This window comes from Flavobacterium plantiphilum, from assembly GCF_046000495.1.
Classification (GTDB): domain Bacteria; phylum Bacteroidota; class Bacteroidia; order Flavobacteriales; family Flavobacteriaceae; genus Flavobacterium; species Flavobacterium plantiphilum.
This window is the reverse complement of the sequence record NZ_JBELQA010000001.1, coordinates 423,859-442,304: the sequence shown is the minus strand read 5'-3', so window position 1 is coordinate 442,304 and position 18,446 is coordinate 423,859. Positions and strand designations below refer to the sequence as shown.

General features: G+C 34.0%; 16 protein-coding genes. 9 read left to right on the top strand and 7 right to left on the bottom strand.

Going from position 1 to position 18,446, the window contains the following annotated elements:
- Positions 1-35 precede the first annotated feature (35 nt).
- From efp to ABS764_RS01835, 5 genes are all read right to left on the bottom strand, one after another.
- Positions 36-602, bottom strand: a complete 567-nt coding sequence (efp, locus tag ABS764_RS01855; RefSeq protein ID WP_408079379.1) for an elongation factor P — start codon at positions 600-602, stop codon at positions 36-38.
- Positions 603-719: 117 nt separating this feature from the next.
- Positions 720-1,505, bottom strand: a complete 786-nt coding sequence (gene lpxA, locus ABS764_RS01850) for an acyl-ACP--UDP-N-acetylglucosamine O-acyltransferase (RefSeq protein WP_408079377.1) — start codon at positions 1,503-1,505, stop codon at positions 720-722.
- A gap of 80 nt (positions 1,506-1,585) precedes the next feature.
- The gene (locus ABS764_RS01845) at positions 1,586-2,977 is read right to left on the bottom strand and encodes a bifunctional UDP-3-O-[3-hydroxymyristoyl] N-acetylglucosamine deacetylase/3-hydroxyacyl-ACP dehydratase (protein ID WP_408079375.1); all 1,392 of its coding nucleotides are present in this window, start codon (positions 2,975-2,977) and stop codon (positions 1,586-1,588) included.
- Positions 2,970-4,016 (bottom strand): UDP-3-O-(3-hydroxymyristoyl)glucosamine N-acyltransferase, encoded by a 1,047-nt coding sequence (lpxD, locus tag ABS764_RS01840; protein ID WP_408079373.1) that lies wholly within the window; start codon positions 4,014-4,016, stop codon positions 2,970-2,972. The genes ABS764_RS01845 and lpxD overlap by 8 nt, the downstream gene beginning before the upstream one ends.
- A 39-nt stretch (positions 4,017-4,055) precedes the next feature.
- A complete protein-coding gene (locus ABS764_RS01835; protein WP_408079752.1) occupies positions 4,056-5,285 on the bottom strand; it encodes an HD domain-containing protein in 1,230 nt (409 codons plus the stop codon).
- Positions 5,286-5,467: 182 nt separating this feature from the next.
- Here ABS764_RS01835 and ABS764_RS01830 point away from each other — a divergent pair, with 182 nt between their 5' ends.
- From ABS764_RS01830 to ABS764_RS01815, 4 genes are read left to right on the top strand one after another with little or no spacing between them, the layout of a single operon-like run.
- Positions 5,468-5,968, top strand: a complete 501-nt coding sequence (locus ABS764_RS01830) for a GbsR/MarR family transcriptional regulator (RefSeq protein ID WP_408079371.1) — start codon at positions 5,468-5,470, stop codon at positions 5,966-5,968.
- Between the two features lie 22 nt (positions 5,969-5,990).
- Entirely contained in the window at positions 5,991-7,103 is a 1,113-nt protein-coding gene (locus ABS764_RS01825; RefSeq protein ID WP_408079369.1) for an efflux RND transporter periplasmic adaptor subunit, read from the top strand.
- A 19-nt stretch (positions 7,104-7,122) separates the two neighbouring features.
- Positions 7,123-10,275 (top strand): efflux RND transporter permease subunit, encoded by a 3,153-nt coding sequence (locus ABS764_RS01820; protein WP_408079367.1) that lies wholly within the window; start codon positions 7,123-7,125, stop codon positions 10,273-10,275.
- A 4-nt stretch (positions 10,276-10,279) separates the two neighbouring features.
- Positions 10,280-11,680, top strand: coding sequence for an efflux transporter outer membrane subunit (locus tag ABS764_RS01815; protein ID WP_408079365.1), 1,401 nt, complete (start codon positions 10,280-10,282; stop codon positions 11,678-11,680).
- Between the two features lie 84 nt (positions 11,681-11,764).
- Here ABS764_RS01815 and chrA read toward each other — a convergent pair whose 3' ends face one another.
- Entirely contained in the window at positions 11,765-12,892 is a 1,128-nt protein-coding gene (chrA, locus tag ABS764_RS01810; RefSeq protein WP_408079363.1) for a chromate efflux transporter, read from the bottom strand.
- Positions 12,893-13,029: 137 nt separating this feature from the next.
- On the bottom strand, positions 13,030-13,515 hold the full coding sequence (locus ABS764_RS01805) for a GyrI-like domain-containing protein (protein WP_408079361.1): 486 nt from the start codon (positions 13,513-13,515) through the stop codon (positions 13,030-13,032).
- Between the two features lie 228 nt (positions 13,516-13,743).
- On the opposite strand from ABS764_RS01805, the gene ABS764_RS01800 reads away from it, so the two are divergent.
- From ABS764_RS01800 to nqrE, 5 genes are all read left to right on the top strand, one after another.
- A complete protein-coding gene (locus ABS764_RS01800) occupies positions 13,744-15,099 on the top strand; it encodes a Na(+)-translocating NADH-quinone reductase subunit A (RefSeq protein WP_408079359.1) in 1,356 nt (451 codons plus the stop codon).
- Positions 15,100-15,217: 118 nt separating this feature from the next.
- Entirely contained in the window at positions 15,218-16,399 is a 1,182-nt protein-coding gene (locus ABS764_RS01795; protein ID WP_408079357.1) for an NADH:ubiquinone reductase (Na(+)-transporting) subunit B, read from the top strand.
- Positions 16,392-17,126, top strand: a complete 735-nt coding sequence (gene nqrC, locus ABS764_RS01790) for an NADH:ubiquinone reductase (Na(+)-transporting) subunit C (RefSeq protein ID WP_408079355.1) — start codon at positions 16,392-16,394, stop codon at positions 17,124-17,126. Before ABS764_RS01795 ends, nqrC begins: the two co-directional genes overlap by 8 nt.
- Positions 17,127-17,138: 12 nt before the next feature.
- The gene (locus ABS764_RS01785; RefSeq protein ID WP_408079353.1) at positions 17,139-17,819 is read left to right on the top strand and encodes an NADH:ubiquinone reductase (Na(+)-transporting) subunit D; all 681 of its coding nucleotides are present in this window, start codon (positions 17,139-17,141) and stop codon (positions 17,817-17,819) included.
- A gap of 10 nt (positions 17,820-17,829) precedes the next feature.
- Positions 17,830-18,444 (top strand): NADH:ubiquinone reductase (Na(+)-transporting) subunit E, encoded by a 615-nt coding sequence (gene nqrE / locus ABS764_RS01780; RefSeq protein ID WP_408079351.1) that lies wholly within the window; start codon positions 17,830-17,832, stop codon positions 18,442-18,444.
- The last annotated feature ends 2 nt before the right edge of the window (positions 18,445-18,446 follow it).

Sequence of the window (18,446 nt, the reverse complement as noted above, 5' to 3'; positions counted from 1 at the left end):
GCTTAAAATAAATTTGTATTTTAATCTTTAACAGACTACTCTTTTACACGTTCCATATAAGAACCTGAGGCTGTATCAATTTTAATTTTATCTCCTTCGTTAATAAATAAAGGAACATTCACAGTAGCACCAGTTTCAACAGTGGCAGATTTTGTAGCATTTGTAGCTGTATTTCCTTTTACTCCCGGTTCAGCATAAGTTACTTCAAGAATAATTGAAGCCGGCATATCTACTGATAAAGGCAAATCTGTTTCGGTATTAATTTGCACCATAACATTTGTTCCTTCTTTTAATAAATCCGGATTATCAAGAATACTTTTATTCAAAGTAATTTGCTCGAAAGATTCATTATTCATGAAATGAAACTGATCTCCTTCAGCATACAAATACTGATATGTATGCGTTTCTACACGAACATCATCAATTTTATGTCCTGCTGAAAAAGTATTATCCAAAACTTTTCCGGTGGTTAAACTCTTTAATTTTGTTCGTACAAAAGCAGGTCCTTTACCTGGTTTAACATGTAAAAATTCGATAATTTTATAAATATCGTGGTTGTATTTAATACAAAGTCCGTTTCTAATATCTGATGTAGATGCCATTTTATATATGATTTAAGATTGTAGATTTTAGATTAGTTCTAAAATCTTAATTTATTATTTAAAAGACAAAATATTTTTTTTTTGGTCTTTTCTTTTTCTTCTTTTTTCTATTCTCTTTTAGTAATTTCCAGAATAACCTTTCATAATACCGCGAGATGAATTTCTAATAAAATCGATAATTTCATCCCTTTCCGGAGTAGCTTCCATTTCAGCTTCAATTATTCCAACTGCCTGAGTGGTATTGTAATTTTTTTGATATAAAATTCTGTAAATATCCTGAATTTCTCTGATTTTTTCGGTTGCAAAACCTCTTCTTCTTAATCCCACAGAATTAATACCTACATAAGATAGTGGCTCTTTGGCCGCTTTTGTATAAGGGGGAACATCTTTACGAATTAATGATCCTCCGGAAACCATGGCATGATCTCCAATATTAATAAACTGGTGAACTGCGGCTAAACCACCTAATACAGCATATTTACCCACAATTACGTGTCCTCCTAAAAGAACTCCATTTACAATAATAGCATTATCTCCTACTACACAGTCATGAGCAATATGAGCAGCTGCCATAATTAAACAATTGTTTCCTATAACAGTCTGTCCGGAAGCATTTGTACCTCTGTTGATAGTAACACACTCTCTGATGGTACAATTATCACCAATGATAGCCAATGAGTCTTCACCACCAAATTTTAAATCCTGAGGAATCGCAGAGATTACCGCTCCTGGAAAAATATTACAGTTTTTACCAATTCTTGCTCCTTCCATAATGGTTACATTAGAACCTATCCAGGTACCATCCCCAATGACCACATTGTTGTGGATGGTTGTAAAGGGTTCGATAACTACATTTTTGGCGATTTTTGCGCCAGGATGAACATATGCTAATGGTTGATTCATCTGTTTGTTGTTTTTTATAATTAATTACCTTAATTACTATGAAAAGTTTTTAATAGTAACAGGAAAGGAAACTATTGTGTTTATTGTTGTTTTTTTGCAATCTGAGCCATCAGTTCAGCTTCAGCAACTAATTTTCCATTTGCGTAAGCGTTAGCCTGCATGTGACAAATTCCTCTTCTGATAGGAGTGATTAAATCACATTTAAATATTAATGTATCTCCGGGCAATACTTTGTGTTTGAACTTAACGTTATCAATTTTCATGAAATACGTCAAATAATTTTCAGGATCCGGAACAGTACTTAAAACAAGAATTCCTCCTGTTTGAGCCATAGCTTCTACAATTAGAACTCCTGGCATTACCGGTGCATCAGGGAAATGCCCTACAAAGAAATTCTCATTCATTGTGACATTTTTCATTCCCACTACATGACTATCCGACATTTCGATAATTCTGTCAATCAATAAAAATGGTGGTCTGTGTGGCAGCATAGCCATGATTTTATGGATATCCATTAATGGCTCCTGATTTAAATCATATACAGGAACGTAGTTACGTTGCTCGATTTTAATCATTTTTGCCATTTTTTTAGCAAACTGTGTGTTCACAAAATGACCTGGTTTATTAGCTATAATTTTTCCCTGAATTTTTGTTCCAATTAAAGCCAAATCACCAATTACATCTAATAATTTGTGTCTTGCAGCCTCATTTGGGTAATGCAAAGTTAAATTATCAAGAATTCCATTAGGTTTCACATTAATGGTTTCTTTACCAAAAGCTATTTTTAAATTCTCCATTGTAGCAGCAGATATTTCTTTATCTACATATACAATAGCATTATTTAAATCGCCTCCTTTAATCAAGCCATTGTCCAAAAGAGATTCTAACTCATGTAAAAAACTAAATGTTCTTGAAGAAGCAATTTCGGTTTTAAAATCGCCAATATTTTTAAGAGTTGCATTTTGTGTACCTAAAATTTTAGTACCAAAATCAACCATTGTGGTTACAGTATAATGGTCGCTAGGCATTACGAGAATTTCACTTCCGCTGGCTTCATCAGTAAAAGAAATAACCTCTTTTACTACATAAACATTACGGTTTGCAGTTTGTTCTTCAACACCTGCTTTTTCTAAAGCTTCAACAAAATATTTTGAAGAACCATCCATAATAGGAAGTTCAGAAGCATTTAATTCGATAATAACATTATCTAAATCACAGCCCACTAAAGCTGCCAGAACGTGCTCAGGTGTCTGGATTTTAACTCCTAATTTCTCTAAATTAGTTCCGCGTTGTGTATTAACAACATAATTAGCATCGGCTTCAATAATAGGATGTCCTTCAAGATCTACCCTGACAAAAGTAAAACCATTATTTACCGGAGCAGGTTTGAAAGTCATTTTAACTTCTTTACCAGTATGTAAGCCCACTCCCGTTAATGAAATCTCTGTTTGGATGGTTTTCTGTTTAACCATTGTTTGCATTTTTTTGGTTTAATATTTGTTTTTTTAATTCGTCAATCTCTGCAATAATCTTAGGTAAGTTTTTAAAATGAACATACGATTTACTAAAATCATTGTAGCCAAATGTAGGGCTTCCCTGCAAAACTTCATCATCTTTTATATTCCTGGCGACACCTGACTGAGCCTGAATCCGAACATTATTTCCAATTGTCAAATGCCCTGATATTCCTACCTGACCGCCAATCATTCCGTTTTTACCTATTTTAGTAGAACCTGCAATTCCTGTTTGTGCAGCAATCACTGTATTTTCTCCTATTTCAACATTGTGCGCAATCTGAATCTGATTGTCTAGCTTTACTCCTTTTCTGATAATTGTTGATCCTAATGTGGCTCTGTCAATGGTAGTACAGGAGCCAACTTCAACATTATCTTCAATTATAACATTTCCAATTTGAGGAATTTTTGTATAACTACCATCCGGATTGGGCGCAAAACCAAAACCATCCGAACCTATAACTGTCCCTGCATGAATGGTGCAATTATTACCAATTACCGTTTCTGAATAAATCTTCGCGCCTGCAAAAATAGTGACATTATCACGAATAGCAACATTATCTCCTATAAAACAATTAGGATAAATTTTTACATTGTCACCTATTATTACATTCGTTCCTAAATAACTAAAACTGCCTAAATAAAAGTTTTTACCATATCTAGCGTTTTCTGAAATTACGGTATGCGCTTCAATTCCTTGTTTGCTGTCTTTTCTTGCCTGATCATAAAATTCTAATAATTTAGAAAAAGCCATATAGGCATCATCAACCTTAATTAAAGTGGTTTTTAAATCTGACTCAGGTATAAAATTTCTGTTAACAATGGTTATTGTCGCCTCGGTAGTGTAAATATAATTGTTGTATTTGGGGTTAGATAAAAAAGTTAAAGAACCAACTTTTCCTTCCTCAATTTTAGACAGCTCATGTACTTCAGCCTGGGGATTCCCAACAACTTCGCCCTCTAAAACGCCCGCTATTTGTTCTGCTGTAAATTTCATTCCGACAAAAATATAAAAAAATAGATTTTAAATGTGGATTTATATTAGTTGTTTTGGGAAACAAATGTAATATTTAGTCACCGATTTTGATAAAGACTTTAAATTCAACTGATCGGAGGATTCTATTACATCTTCCACAGTACGGTCTTTTTTTAAAATACGTATGGGTTCAGCTTCTTTGTCATAAGCCTGATTTTTAATCTTCCCTTTAAAAATAAAATAATTAGTATCCGCTATACTTATGTTGTTCTCTAATGCAAAACGCTCTTTAAGCGGATTTAAATCCTCAATGGCTATTTTGTCACTGGTTAATTTTATTTTTAATAAATCTCTGTTGATAATCATTTTGCTCAAAGAAGACAAAATAAAATCATCGTTTTTTTGCCAGGCTTTTAAAGCACTAATAATATCAAAATCATCCAGTTGGGAAAACAAGTCTAAAGTTTCGGTATCGAATAATTCCAGTCCTACTTTGTTTTGCATAAAAAACTGTAAAGGTTCGCTACAAGGTAAAAGAACGCCTTTTAAAGTAAGTTCCTTAGCGCGTTTAAGAATCTTAGTAAGAATAAGTTCGCCTACCAGACTAGTTTTGTGCAGGTAAGCCTGCCAATACATTAACCGTCGCGACATTAAAAACTTTTCAACGGAGTAAATTCCTTTTTCTTCAATAACCAGAAAATCATCCTGCACATTCATCATCTGAATCAAGCGTTCCGAATTCACATTTCCTTCGGCTACACCCGAATAAAAACTATCGCGTTTCAGATAATCCATACGGTCCATATCTAATTGACTTGAAATCAATTGCAGCATAAATTTCCTGTGATAATCTCCTTCGAATATTTTAATCGCTAAGCTCAACTGTCCTTTAAATTCAATATTCAGCTGACGCATAAACAGTAGTGAAATTTCTTCGTGATGTACATCTTCAACGATACTTTTTTCCATTGCATGTGAAAAAGGCCCATGACCGATGTCGTGCAATAAAATAGCGATATAAAGTGCATTTTCTTCTTCTTCTGAAACAGAAACTCCTTTAGATCTAAGGACATCTACGGCTTTTTGCATTAAATGCATACAGCCTAAAGCGTGATGAAAACGGGTGTGGTTTGCTCCCGGATAGACTAAATATGACAATCCCATTTGAGAAATCCGTCTCAATCGTTGGAAATAAGGATGTTGGATTAAATCATATATTAAAGCATTAGGAATGCTTATAAACCCATAAATAGGATCATTAAATATTTTAAGCTTATTGATTTGAGTCACTATTTTAATTTTGAGAGCAAATATAAGTAAATTCAATGTTAATTCTTTAGGCTTTATTGCAACAAAACTTTTTTAGCAACTTTAAATTATACTTAAAAACATCCAAAATTATTAACAAAAAATTAAGGTTCAGTTGGTTCGGTAAATTACGAACTAAACGTATCTTTGCAAAAAAAATTACCATGGACGATATACAAAAAGAAAAAGAAGAACTCATTGAGATGTTCGGTATTCACTTTGAATCGCTATACCATATTCCTCCGTTGGCAGGAAGAATTATAGGTCTGTTAATTGTGGAAGGATGCAAATCAGGTGTAACTTTTGAAAGTATTGTAGAAAAACTCGGAGCAAGTAAAAGTTCTATTTCAACTAATTTGAATTTATTACTCAAAATGGAAAAAATATATTATTTCACCATTCCTTGTGATAGAAAAAAATACTTTAAGTCAGCACCGTTAAGTAGTCGTTTATCCAATTATTTAAAAATATTAGAATCTGAATGTTATTTAACAGACAAGATACTCAACTATCGCGAAAAAACAGCTTCATGTTTGGAAGAGAGAACTAATCTGGAAAACATCAAATCCTACAAAAAAAACCTGTATGAGGTTGAAAAATCACTAAAAAAAACGATAGCTGAATTCAAAAAAATAGAAATAATTAATAAAAATAATAGTCAATAATCATTAAATTAAATCTTAAAAAATGGGAAAAATTTCATTATCACTTATAACCGTTTTGCTTATTTTTTCTGCTTGCGGAAAAAAAGAAGAACAAGCAGCTCCTCCTGTAATGCCTTACAAAGTTGTTGCTGTAGCAAAATCTAATACTTCTTTATTAGCTGAATATCCTGCCACATTAGAAGGAGTTACTGATATTGATATCCGTGCTAAGGTGGATGGTTATATTGAAAAAATATACGTTCAGGAGGGACAGGAAGTAAAAAAAGGACAATTGCTTTTTAAATTAGAAACACAAACTGCCAATCAGGAAGCCCGTGCTGCTAAAGCAAAAGTAGATGCTGCCCAGGTAGAAGTAAATCGTTTAAAACCTTTAGTAGAAAGAAATATCATAAGTGATGTACAGTTAGAAACAGCTAAAGCAAATTTAGCAAGCGCTAAAAGTACGTACCAAAGCATCCTGGAAAAAATAAATTATGCCTCTATCAAAAGTCCTGTAAACGGAATTGTAGGCACTTTACCTTTAAGATTAGGAAGTTATGTTAGTAGCCAGACTACTGAACCATTAACCCGTATTTCTGATATTAGTACGGTGTATGCTTATTTTTCAGTGAATGAAAAGCAACAATTAGACATCATGATGCATGCAGAGGGAAAAACATTCCAGGATAAAATTGCTAAAATGCCTCAAGTAAACTTGATATTGAGTAACGGAATGGAATACGAACAAAAAGGAAGAATTGAAACTTTTAGTGGTCAAGCCAATACACAAACAGGTTCGTTTAATGTAAGAGCACGTTTTCTTAATACAAACAAGTTGTTGCGCTCCGGAGGAACAGGAACAGTTCAAATTCCAACACATTTAAAAGATGTTATTTTAATCCCGCAAAATGCAACTTTAGAAATGCAGGACAAACGTATTGTTCTTATTGCAGATAAAGAAAACAAAGTAAAAGCCATCCCGGTTGAAGTACGTGCTGTACCTGGCGGAAAATTTTTCGTAGTAGACAAAGGATTAAATGCAAATGATAAAATTCTTATTGAAGGAATTGGAATCGTTTCTGAAGGAACTGTAATCAAACCTGAATTAGTAGATTATGCAACTATAATTACTCCTGAAAAAAAAGCAATTAATTAACCCGAATAAATAATAGAGTATGTTTTCAAAATTTATTGACAGACCCGTATTGTCAACGGTGATTTCTATCATCATCGTGATACTGGGAGTATTGGGGTTAATTTCGCTTCCCGTTTCACAATATCCCGAAATAGCACCGCCTACCGTATCGGTATCAGCAAATTATCAAGGAGCTAGTGCCGAAGTAGTAATGAATTCAGTTGTTATTCCTCTGGAAGAACAAATTAATGGTGTGGAAGACATGACTTATATGACTTCTACATCCAATAATGATGGTTCTGCTTCGATTAATATTTATTTTAAATTAGGTACAAATCCTGATATGGCTGCGGTAAACGTTCAAAACCGTGTATCGCGTGCCACACCTTTATTGCCGCAAGAAGTTACCAAAGCTGGGGTTACCACCTCAAAAAGACAGAGTGATAATATATTGATTTTCTCTTTATACAGTGAAAATCCTGATTATGATATGACTTTTCTTCAAAACTATGCCAATATCAACATTTTACCTAAAATAAAAAGGGTTGCAGGTGTAGGTGATGCAACTATATTTGGTCAAAGAGACTATTCTATGCGTATTTGGTTGAAACCAGATATCATGGGAGCTTATGGCTTAGTCCCTTCAGATATTACTACTTTGTTAGCAGAACAAAATATTGAAGCAGCACCAGGTCAATTGGGTGAAAGTGCCGACCAGTCTTTTCAATATGTTTTAAAATATAAAGGCCGTTTACAAAGTACAAAAGAGTTTGAAGATATCATTGTCCGTTCTACTCCAAATGGTGAAGTCCTTAAACTAAAAGACGTTGCCCGAATAGAATTAGGAGCTGTAAATTATGCCAGTAGTACGCTTACCAATGGAAATCAATCGGTAGGTATCGCTATAGCGCAAACTGCAGGTTCTAATGCACAAGAAGTAATTGAAAATTCCTTAAAAGAATTAGAAAAAGCAAAGGTAAATTTCCCTAAAGGAGTAAAATATACCTCATTAATTAATGCTAATGATTTCCTTGACGAATCTATTACTAAAGTTATTCATACCTTAATAGAGGCTTTTATACTGGTATTTATTGTTGTTTTTATCTTTTTACAGGATTGGAGATCAACACTTATTCCGGCTATTTCGGTTCCAGTTGCTATTTTAGGAACCTTCTTTTTCCTGAGTTTATTTGGATTTACCATCAACTTATTAACCTTATTTGCTTTAGTCTTAGCCGTGGGTATTGTTGTGGATGATGCCATTGTGGTGGTAGAGGCCGTGCATGCCAAAATGGAAGCCGGAGAACACGATCCTAAAAAAGCAGCACATAGTGCCATGGGAGATATTAGTGGTGCTATTATTTCCATTACATTGGTTATGTCGGCGGTATTTATTCCGGTTTCATTTATTAGTGGATCAGCAGGGGTTTTCTATAAACAATTTGGATTAACACTGGCTATTTCTATTGTACTTTCTGCAATTAACGCCCTTACCCTATCACCTGCCTTATGTGCAATTTTCTTGAAAGAGCATGACCCTAACAAGGAAAAAGGATTTTTAGAACGTTTTTACACTGCATTTAATGCTGGATTTGAAACAACAACTAATAAATACAAAAAATCGGTTGAATTTTTAGTGAAACGCAAATGGTTGGCTTTCTTAGGAATTGCCATTTTTGCAGGTGTATTCACTTTGTTATTAAACACTACTCCAAAAGCGTTTGTGCCGAGTGAAGATACCGGATCTATCTTTTCAGATATTCAATTAGCACCAGGAACTTCGTTGAAAAAAACAGAAGAGGTTTTATTAGAAGTAGAGAACAAAATAAAAGACATGCCAGAAATTAAAGAAATACTTCGTATTTCTGGTAGAAGTATAATTAGTGGTTCTGGTAGTAACTATGGTATGGTAATTTTGAAATTAAAACCATGGGCTGAACGTAAAGAAGCCAATCAGGAAATAAATGCTGTTGTCCAGGAGTTATTTAAACGTGCAACTACTGTTAAAGACGCCAAAATATTGTTCTTTGCACGTCCTACATTATCAGGTTTTGGTTATTCTAATGGTTTTGAGATGCAATTGCAAGATCAAAAAGGGGGAACTATTCAAGAATTAAGCTCTGTAAACAATGACTTTTTAGCGGCTTTAAACAGCCGTCCGGAAATCAAATATGCTGCTACTTCTTTTTCACCAAATTACCCTCAATACCGAATTGATCTTAATGTAGCTAACATCAAAAAATCAGGATTGACTGTTACGGATATATTAGGAACAATGCAAGGATACTTTGGTGGAGTTTATGCTTCAAATTTTAACAAATTCGGAAAACAATACCGTGTAATGTATCAATCGGAACCATCATTTAGAAGTGATCCGGAATCTTTAAATAATGTATTAGTTCGAAATAATGCCGGACAAATGGCTCCTATTTCACAATTTGTAAAACTGGAAAAAGTATTCGGTCCTCAGGCTATCGACCGTTTCAACTTGTTCACATCGGTTAAGATTACAGGTGCTCCAAACGAAGGATTTAGTTCAGGAGATGCAATTAAAGCGGTTGAAGAAGTGGCCAGTCAAAAATTACCTCTTGGATATGGATATGAATTTTCGGGGATGACACGTGAAGAAATTAGTGCTGGTGGACAAACCTTGTTTATTTTCTTATTGTGTTTAGTATTTGTGTATTTCTTATTGTCAGCCCAATACGAAAGTTACATTTTGCCTTTTGCCGTTTTGTTATCGTTACCAGTTGGTTTAGCAGGAGCATTTATTTTTGCTTACTTCTTTAATGTAAGTAATAATATTTACCTTCAAATTACCTTAATTATGCTTATTGGTTTATTAGCCAAAAATGCCATTTTGATAGTTGAGTTTTCAGCTGATGCCCGAAGAAGAGGTCATAGCGTTACTCAGGCTGCTATTCAAGGAGCAGTGGCGCGTTTACGTCCTATATTAATGACTTCGTTTGCCTTTATTTTAGGATTACTACCTTTAATGTTAGCCAGAGGTGCCGGTGCTGTAGGTAACAAAGCCATTGGTACAGGAGCTATTGGAGGAATGTTAATTGGAACAGTCTTAGGAGTATTTGTAATTCCTATCTTGTTTATTGTTTTCCAACATTTACAGGAAAAAGTGTCGACAAAACCACTTCCAGCACCAATTGCCGAATCAGATGTTGAATCTTTAGAATAAAAAAATGAAAAATAAAATATATAAAATCACTTTATTAGTCCTGTCGGCAACTTTATTACAATCCTGTTTTGTTGCGAAAGATTATAAACGTCCAGACCTGAAAACAGAAGATTTATACCGCACAGAAGTTGCTTCAACAGACTCTGTTTCATTAGCAAATGCATCCTGGGATAAGATTTTTACTGATCCAATTTTGCAAAACTATATCAAAAAAGGTTTAGAAAACAATTATGATATACGTATTGCTATGCAAAATTTAGCTGCTGCACAAGCAACCATGTTACAAGGAAAAGCCGGATACTTCCCTACACTATCCGCCGGTACCGACTGGACCCATCAGGAATTATCAAAGAACAGCCAATTTGGTGCTATTGTTAATAATACTACAGTGAATCAGTATCAATTGACCGGAACATTAAGCTGGGAAGCCGATATTTGGGGAAAAATAAGAAGTAATAAACGAGGTACACAAGCGGCATATTTACAAACTAATGCAGCTAATCAGGCGATAAAAACGCAATTAATTGCAAGTATTGCCACTACTTATTATCAGTTATTAGCGGTAGACGAACAAATTAAAGTAGCCGAAGAAACCTTAATCAACAGAAATAAAAGTGTTGAAACCATCAATGCTTTGAAAAAATCAGGAAATGTTACTGAAGTTGGTGTAAAACAAACTGAAGCTCAAAAATATGCTACCGAATTAATTATTGCCGATTTAAAAAACAACAGCATTTTATTAGAAAACACCTTAAGTATACTTTTAGCTGAAGCTCCGGCTAAAATAGAACGCAGTAGTTTTGAATCTCAAAAACTGGAACCTGCTATTACTTTAGGAGTACCAGCAAGTTTGCTTAGAAACAGACCTGATATAATTGCTGCAGAATACAATCTGATTAGTAATTTTGAAATGACTAATGTTGCCAAAAGCAATTTTTATCCTTCGCTGAAAGTAACTGCAACCGGAGGTTTACAAAGTATTGATATAAAAAAATGGCTGAGTGCCAATTCGGTTTTTGCAAATATTGTAACGGGTATAACCCAGCCTATATTCAATCAGAGACAAATCAAAACTAAATACGAAATTGCAAAAGCCAATCAGGAAAAAGCATATTTACAATTTGAACAGTCTCTTTTAACTGCCGGTAAAGAAGTTTCAGATGCTCTGGCACAATATAAAAACGAAACTTATAAAATAACTGTGAGAGAAAAACAAGTGGAATCGTTAACAAAAGCTGCAGCTTTTTCAGATGAATTACTTACTTACGGATTAGCGAACTATCTGGAGGTATTAACCTCTAAAAATGATGCATTAAATGCAAAATTAAATTTAGTTGATAATAAATTTCAACAATATAAAGCCATTATCCAATTATACAAAGCCTTAGGCGGTGGATGGCAATAAGCTTAATTCTTTTACCCGGAATTAAATTAGGTTATATATTCAAAAAAAATCCATTAAGTTTCGTGCTTAATGGATTTTTTGTTTTTATATAAAAGTGAGTAAATAACCAACAAAAGCACCTCCAATAACAACGAAAGCACTATTGATATTTTTATAATTAAAAACGATAAAAATACTTAAAAGTGCAATTAGAATACTACGCCAATCAATAATAGTTGCTATCCCCATTTGAACACAGATGGATATAATAATTGCTACAGAAGAGACATTTACAGCATCCAAAAACACCGAAAAGGATTTAGAATTCCGTAATTTTTTAACCAATGGATTCAGTAAGGCTACAAATACAAAAGAGGGTAAAAATATAGCCAGCGTAGAGACTAATGCACCTGAAAATCCATTAATCTGATAGCCTACAAATGTTACTGAGGAAAAAACAGGTCCCGGAGTAAACTGCCCTACAGCTATCGCATCAATCAGCTGTGTTCGAGTCAGTAAACCTTTGCTCACTAATTCAGCATCCAGAAAAGCAAATAAAACATAACCACTTCCATAAAGAATAGCCCCTATTTTTAGAAAAATCAAAAATAAATTCAAATTACTGGCTGTTATAAAAGAGCCTTGATCAATAAACGGGTAAATTAAGAGACTAGCATTACTTTGAACCGCATTTTTATTCTTGATAGAAAACCAAAACAAAGCTAAAAAACCTGCTCCAAAAAGCAGGACAATTTCATTATAATGCAAAAGTGAAAGTACCAAAACTAAAGCACCAATAACGCCGAGTTGAATAGTTTTAAATGATTTTTTAGCCAAAGGAAAAATAGCACCCAGAATGATGGCAATAATAGCTGGTTTGATTCCATATAAGAAAGGCTGAATTTCCGGTAACTGCCCATATTCTTTATAAAGCCATGCAATTACGGCTGTGAGAAAAACAGCAGGCAGAATAAAGCAAAGTCCCGAAATAATTAAACCCTTCACACCTGCTCTTTCATGCCCAATATGAATTGCCATTTCTGTACTGTTAGGCCCCGGAATCAAGTGGGTCGACCCTAATAAATCGAGAAAATGCTGTTCATCAAGCCATTTTCTTTTTACAACCACTTCATTTTGCATCATCGCAATATGAGCTGCAGGACCACCAAAACCTATAATCCCCAACTTCAAAAAGAGTTGTGCTAGCTCTTTTAAACATTGTTTTTCATTCATTACAAAGATTATTTTATGCTAAATTCAGCATTATAATGAGAAAACAAATTAATTTAACAACAAATAAAGGGAATTTTTAAAGTATAAAAAGTCTGTTCCAATCTGCTAAAATCTGTTTCATCCGTGTACCATAAAACTTAAAGGTTTTTTAAGCGAATTGGAATCCAAACTTCTTCTTCTGAATTTGGATCTCCTTTTTTGTATTTAGAACCTAAAATTTCAAAATGAGGTCTATCATCCACTACATACGCTGAGTCAGGAATCCAATTGCTAAAGATAGATTCAAAAAAAGAGGAAGCATCACTTCCATCACCTCGGTAATCAAAAACAGCATACCAGCCTCCGGGAATTATTAAGGTTTCCATGTTTTCAGGAATAATATCAAAATCAGTGACTTCGACTGCGACCCATTTTTCAAACTCAGCATCGGGACTAAACTTTTGCCAAAAACCTACCGGAAATTGCTGAAGCGAATATAAATCCGCAGTTACAGTATTTTTAATTTCTTTTTTTAAAGGCATAAAACGCTGCCATAAAGAAACCGGATTGTAAGATGCATAATTCATGCTTTGTCTATAACCCATAAGCTTTTTCTCAGTAAGTGTGGTGATTCGGGGTTTCATTTTTAAAAGTTAGAATAAAAAAATACTGTACTAAGTTAGTGGATTCATTTTGATTTTAAAGAATTCCATTTTAAATATTTGTTATATAGTCATTTTTATTATTGTATTTTCTACATAATTTCATTAAATTAGTACTTTACACTTACAAAAACTAAAATTCATTATCTATAAGAATACATCAGTTATCATAAAAATCTAAAATAATATCCACTAAAAACTACCCAATGTATGAGTGAATATGTAAAAATTAAAAAGGGGCTAAATCTCAAATTAGTCGGTGAAGCGGTCAGAACCATTACTGAACTTCCGGTTGCCGGTATATTTGCAATTAAACCAAAAGATTTCGTAGGTATTACACCAAAGTTATTAGTTAAGGCGGGAGCTAATGTAGAAGCAGGAACTCCTTTATTTTATGATAAAAATGATGAAAGTGTCTTATTTTGCTCCCCGGTAAGTGGTGAAGTTATTGAAATTATACGCGGGGATAAACGAGTAATTTTAGAAATCAGAATTCTCGCTGACAAAGATATAAAATACCGTTCCTGTACACCGTCGGATCCAAATCTGCTTTCTGAAAAAGAGATTACAGAAAAACTTTTAAAAAATGGTATATGGCCATTTATACGTCAGCGTCCTTACGGAACTATTGCTAATCCAAAAGACCGTCCTAAAGCTATTTTTATTTCAGGTTTTGATACCAATCCGCTGGCTCCTGATTATGATTTTATATTCTCCGAAAAAGAAACTGATTTTCAGACAGGATTAGATGCATTAAAAAAATTAACAACAGGCAAAATACATTTGAATCTTAAAGCGGATAGTTCACCCCCTGCTGTTTTTTCTCAGGCTCAAAATGTACAAATTAATACCATTTCAGGTCCGCATCCCGCAGGAAATGTTGGTGTTCAAATTCACCATATTGATCCCATTAATAAGGGTGAAGTGGTATGGCATATCAATCCGCAGGATGTGGTAATTATTGGCAAATTGTTTAGCAAAGGGATTTTTGATGCCGTAAGAACAATTGCAGTCACCGGTACACAACTTGAAAAAACACAATATTACAAAACAATAGTAGGAACTACAATAAAAAATATCCTTGCTGATGCCGTGCTCAAAAAAGGTGATAACAGAATTATTAGTGGTTCTGTTTTATCAGGAAGCCAAATTCCGGCTGATGGTTTTTTAGGTTTTTATGATACACAAATTTCTGTTATTTTAGAAGGAAACGATTATGAATTTATGGGCTGGCTTGCGCCCGGTTTTAATAAATTTAGTGTTTCACGCACTTTCTTTTCCTGGTTATCACCAAATAAAAAACACAATTTAAATACAAATCTGCACGGCGAAGAACGCCCTTTTGTGATGACAGGACAATATGAAAAAGTTTTTCCCATGGATATTTACCCGGTACAATTATTAAAATCTATCCTGATTGAAGATATAGATTTAATGGAAAAGCTGGGAATTTACGAAGTTGTAGAAGAAGATTTTGCGCTCTGTGAATTGATTTGCACATCCAAAATTAAATCACAGGAAATCATTCGCCATGGTCTTGATATGGTTCGAAAGGAATTCAGCTGATTTATTCTTTTTCAGGAATATTGCCGCTATTTCATATTAATGTATCAGTTCATTTTAGTGTTGATAATAATTTTATAACCAATGAATTATTTAATATAATTATTTAAAAAAATAAGATTTGAAACCACTTAGAAAATTACTAAATAATCTCAAGCCAAATTTTGAAAAAGGGGGAAAACTGGAAAAATTTTACCCTGCATTCGATGCGTTTGAAACTTTTTTGTTTGTTCCTAATCATACAACAAACAGTAAAGGAACACACATTCGGGATGCGATTGATTTAAAACGCACTATGATATTGGTAGTTTTATCGTTAGTTCCCTGTTTATTATTCGGAATGTGGAATATCGGTTACCAGCATTATCAGGCACTGGGAATTGCAAATGTTTCCTTAATGGATAATTTTATTTTTGGAGCTGTCAAAGTACTTCCGTTAATTTTAGTTTCGTACGGAGCAGGATTGACCACCGAGTTTATTTTTGCCATAATCAGAAAACATAAAATTAATGAAGGTTTTTTAGTTTCAGGAATGCTGATTCCTCTTATTATGCCCGTTGAAGTTCCTTTATGGATGCTGGCAGTTGCTACAGTTTTTGCAGTTATTATAGGAAAAGAAGTATTTGGTGGTACCGGAATGAATATTTTAAATCCGGCATTAACAGCCAGAGCATTTTTATTTTTTGCATATCCAGCTAAAATGTCCGGTAATGAAGTATGGATTAATACTGATCCTGAAAAAGGACAGGGCGTTGTGGATGCTTATACCGGTGCAACTGCTTTAGGTGATGCCGCTGCTGGATATGGTGATAAACTTCCGAATATAATCGATTCTTTTATCGGAGTTATTCCCGGATCTGTTGGTGAAACATCTACGCTTGCCTGCCTGATTGGTGCTGGAATTTTATTATTTACAGGAATTGGCAGCTGGCGGATCATGACTTCAGTATTTGCAGGAGGATTTTTAATGGCGTTAATATTTAATTTATTTGGATTGAATACGCTGATGCAAATAAGCCCTCTGCATCATTTAGTATTGGGAGGTTTTGCTTTTGGAGCCGTATTTATGGCCACTGATCCTGTTAGCGCCACTCAGACAAATACAGGAAAATATATTTACGGATTTTTAATAGGATTGCTGGCAATTCTCTTTAGAGTATTTAATCCCGCTTATCCTGAAGGAATGATGCTGGCAATCCTGTTTATGAATGTAATGGCACCGTTGATAGACCATTATGTGGTGGAAGCCAATATTAAAAGAAGATTGAAAAGAATAAAGCCAATACAGAAACAAAATGGATAAAGATAATAATAAAACAACGTTTATTTTTTCGTCAGTTATGGTCATTATTGTTGCAATAGTACTATCCGTAACTGCCATTAGTCTGGCACCTTATCAGGAAAAGAATAGCAGAGTGGAGAAAATGAAAAACATACTTAGCAGTATTTCCGTCACCACTGAATCAGATCAGACCGAAGCTACTTTTGATAAATATATCACAAAGCAAATTGTATTGAATAACAAAGGAGAAGAACTTACTAATAACAACGTAAAAGCATTTGATATTGATATTAAAAAAGAACTGGATAAATCCAAAACAGGAAACGAAGATAAACGACTGTTTCCACTTTTTATTTGCAATAAAGACGGAAAATCATTCTATATTATTCCTGTCAGAGGAAAAGGCTTATGGGGTCCCATATGGGGTTATATTTCTCTGGAAAATGATATGAACACAGTTTACGGAGTTAGTTTTAGTCATAAAAGTGAAACACCAGGCTTAGGTGCAGAAATTGAAACAAAAAAATTCCAGCAACAGTTTGCAGGGAAAAAAATTTTTGATGAATCAGGCAAATTTGTTTCAGTTGATGTAATTAAAGGTGGCGCTAAAGCGGATAATTCACACGGCGTTGATGCAATTTCCGGAGCTACCATCACCAGTCACGGAGTTAGTAATATGCTGGAAAATATCCTTGAAAATTACATTCCGTATTTTAAAAAACAGCAGACTGTTGCATTTAAAAATTAAAAACTACAGGATATGAGTAAAGAAACTATCGCAGTTCCTGCCAAAAAGAAAAAATCAAAAGAGCCTTTGTTTTCAGCTAAAAACAAACGCCTTTTATATGATCCGCTGAATGACAATAATCCTATTACAGTTCAGGTATTGGGTATTTGTTCGGCATTAGCAGTTACAGTAAAAATGAAACCATCCATTGTAATGGCTGTTGCTGTAGTTGTTGTTTGTGCGTTTTCAAATGTTATTATTTCTTTTATTCGAAATATTATTCCCAACCGCATCCGGATTATTGTTCAGTTAACAGTAGTTGCTACCATGGTAATTTTAGTAGACCAGTTTCTGAAAGCTTTTTTATTCGATGTCAGTAAGCAACTATCGGTTTTTGTAGGATTGATTATAACTAATTGTATTATTATGGGAAGGCTAGAAGCTTTTGCTATGTCTAATAAACCCTGGGCTTCATTTTTAGACGGCATCGGAAACGGTTTTGGATACGGTATAATCCTGATTATTGTTTCTATGTTACGTGAATTTTTTGGATCCGGAGAATTATTAGGCTATCGGGTTGTACCTGATTCTTTTTATGAATCTGGGTATTTTAACAACAGTCTGGCTATCATGCCACCCATGGCACTTATTATTGTGGGTATCCTTATTTGGATTCAAAGAAGCCGAAATCAAAAACTAATAGAATCAAAATAAATATTTCATCATGGAATACGTCAATATTTTTATAAAAGGAATTTTTATCGAGAACATGATATTTGCTTATTTTTTAGGTATGTGTTCTTATTTAGCCATTTCTAAAACAGTAAAAAGTGCTGTAGGACTGGGGCTTGCAGTAACCTTTGTATTGTTTGTTTCTGTTCCTGTATGTTATCTTTTGGAAAAATATGTTTTGAAAGCCGGTGCTTTACAATGGCTGTCTGCTGATTTTTCGACTGTAGATCTGAGCTTTTTAAGTTTTATCATGTTCATTGCAACAATAGCTTCTATTGTACAATTGGTAGAGATGATTGTTGAAAAATTTGCACCGGCTTTATACACTTCTTTGGGAATATTTCTACCTCTGATTGCTGTAAATTGTTCTATTCTCGGTGGCGCGTTATTCATGCAGGAAAGAGAATATGCCAACTTAGGAGAAGTAAGCGCTTTTGCTCTGGGATCTGGTGTAGGATGGTTTTTAGCGATAGTTGCTTTGTCTGCAATACGTGAAAAATTGAGATATTCTAATGTTCCCGGACCTTTAAGAGGCTTAGGAATCACGTTTATTTTAACCGGTTTGATGGCAATTGCTTTTATGAGTTTTATGGGGATTTCATTATAAAA

Excerpts from the sequence above, each read along its gene's own strand:
- efp (WP_408079379.1), bottom strand. The coding sequence starts at position 602 with ATGGCATCTACATCAGATATTAGAAACGGACTTTGTATTAAATACAAC.
- lpxA (WP_408079377.1), bottom strand. The coding sequence starts at position 1,505 with ATGAATCAACCATTAGCATATGTTCATCCTGGCGCAAAAATCGCCAAA.
- ABS764_RS01845 (WP_408079375.1), bottom strand. The coding sequence starts at position 2,977 with ATGGTTAAACAGAAAACCATCCAAACAGAGATTTCATTAACGGGAGTG.
- lpxD (WP_408079373.1), bottom strand. The coding sequence starts at position 4,016 with ATGAAATTTACAGCAGAACAAATAGCGGGCGTTTTAGAGGGCGAAGTT.
- ABS764_RS01830 (WP_408079371.1), top strand. The coding sequence starts at position 5,468 with ATGGACGATATACAAAAAGAAAAAGAAGAACTCATTGAGATGTTCGGT.
- ABS764_RS01825 (WP_408079369.1), top strand. The coding sequence starts at position 5,991 with ATGGGAAAAATTTCATTATCACTTATAACCGTTTTGCTTATTTTTTCT.
- ABS764_RS01820 (WP_408079367.1), top strand. The coding sequence starts at position 7,123 with ATGTTTTCAAAATTTATTGACAGACCCGTATTGTCAACGGTGATTTCT.
- ABS764_RS01815 (WP_408079365.1), top strand. The coding sequence starts at position 10,280 with ATGAAAAATAAAATATATAAAATCACTTTATTAGTCCTGTCGGCAACT.
- chrA (WP_408079363.1), bottom strand. The coding sequence starts at position 12,892 with ATGAATGAAAAACAATGTTTAAAAGAGCTAGCACAACTCTTTTTGAAG.
- ABS764_RS01805 (WP_408079361.1), bottom strand. The coding sequence starts at position 13,515 with ATGAAACCCCGAATCACCACACTTACTGAGAAAAAGCTTATGGGTTAT.
- ABS764_RS01800 (WP_408079359.1), top strand. The coding sequence starts at position 13,744 with ATGAGTGAATATGTAAAAATTAAAAAGGGGCTAAATCTCAAATTAGTC.
- nqrC (WP_408079355.1), top strand. The coding sequence starts at position 16,392 with ATGGATAAAGATAATAATAAAACAACGTTTATTTTTTCGTCAGTTATG.
- ABS764_RS01785 (WP_408079353.1), top strand. The coding sequence starts at position 17,139 with ATGAGTAAAGAAACTATCGCAGTTCCTGCCAAAAAGAAAAAATCAAAA.
- nqrE (WP_408079351.1), top strand. The coding sequence starts at position 17,830 with ATGGAATACGTCAATATTTTTATAAAAGGAATTTTTATCGAGAACATG.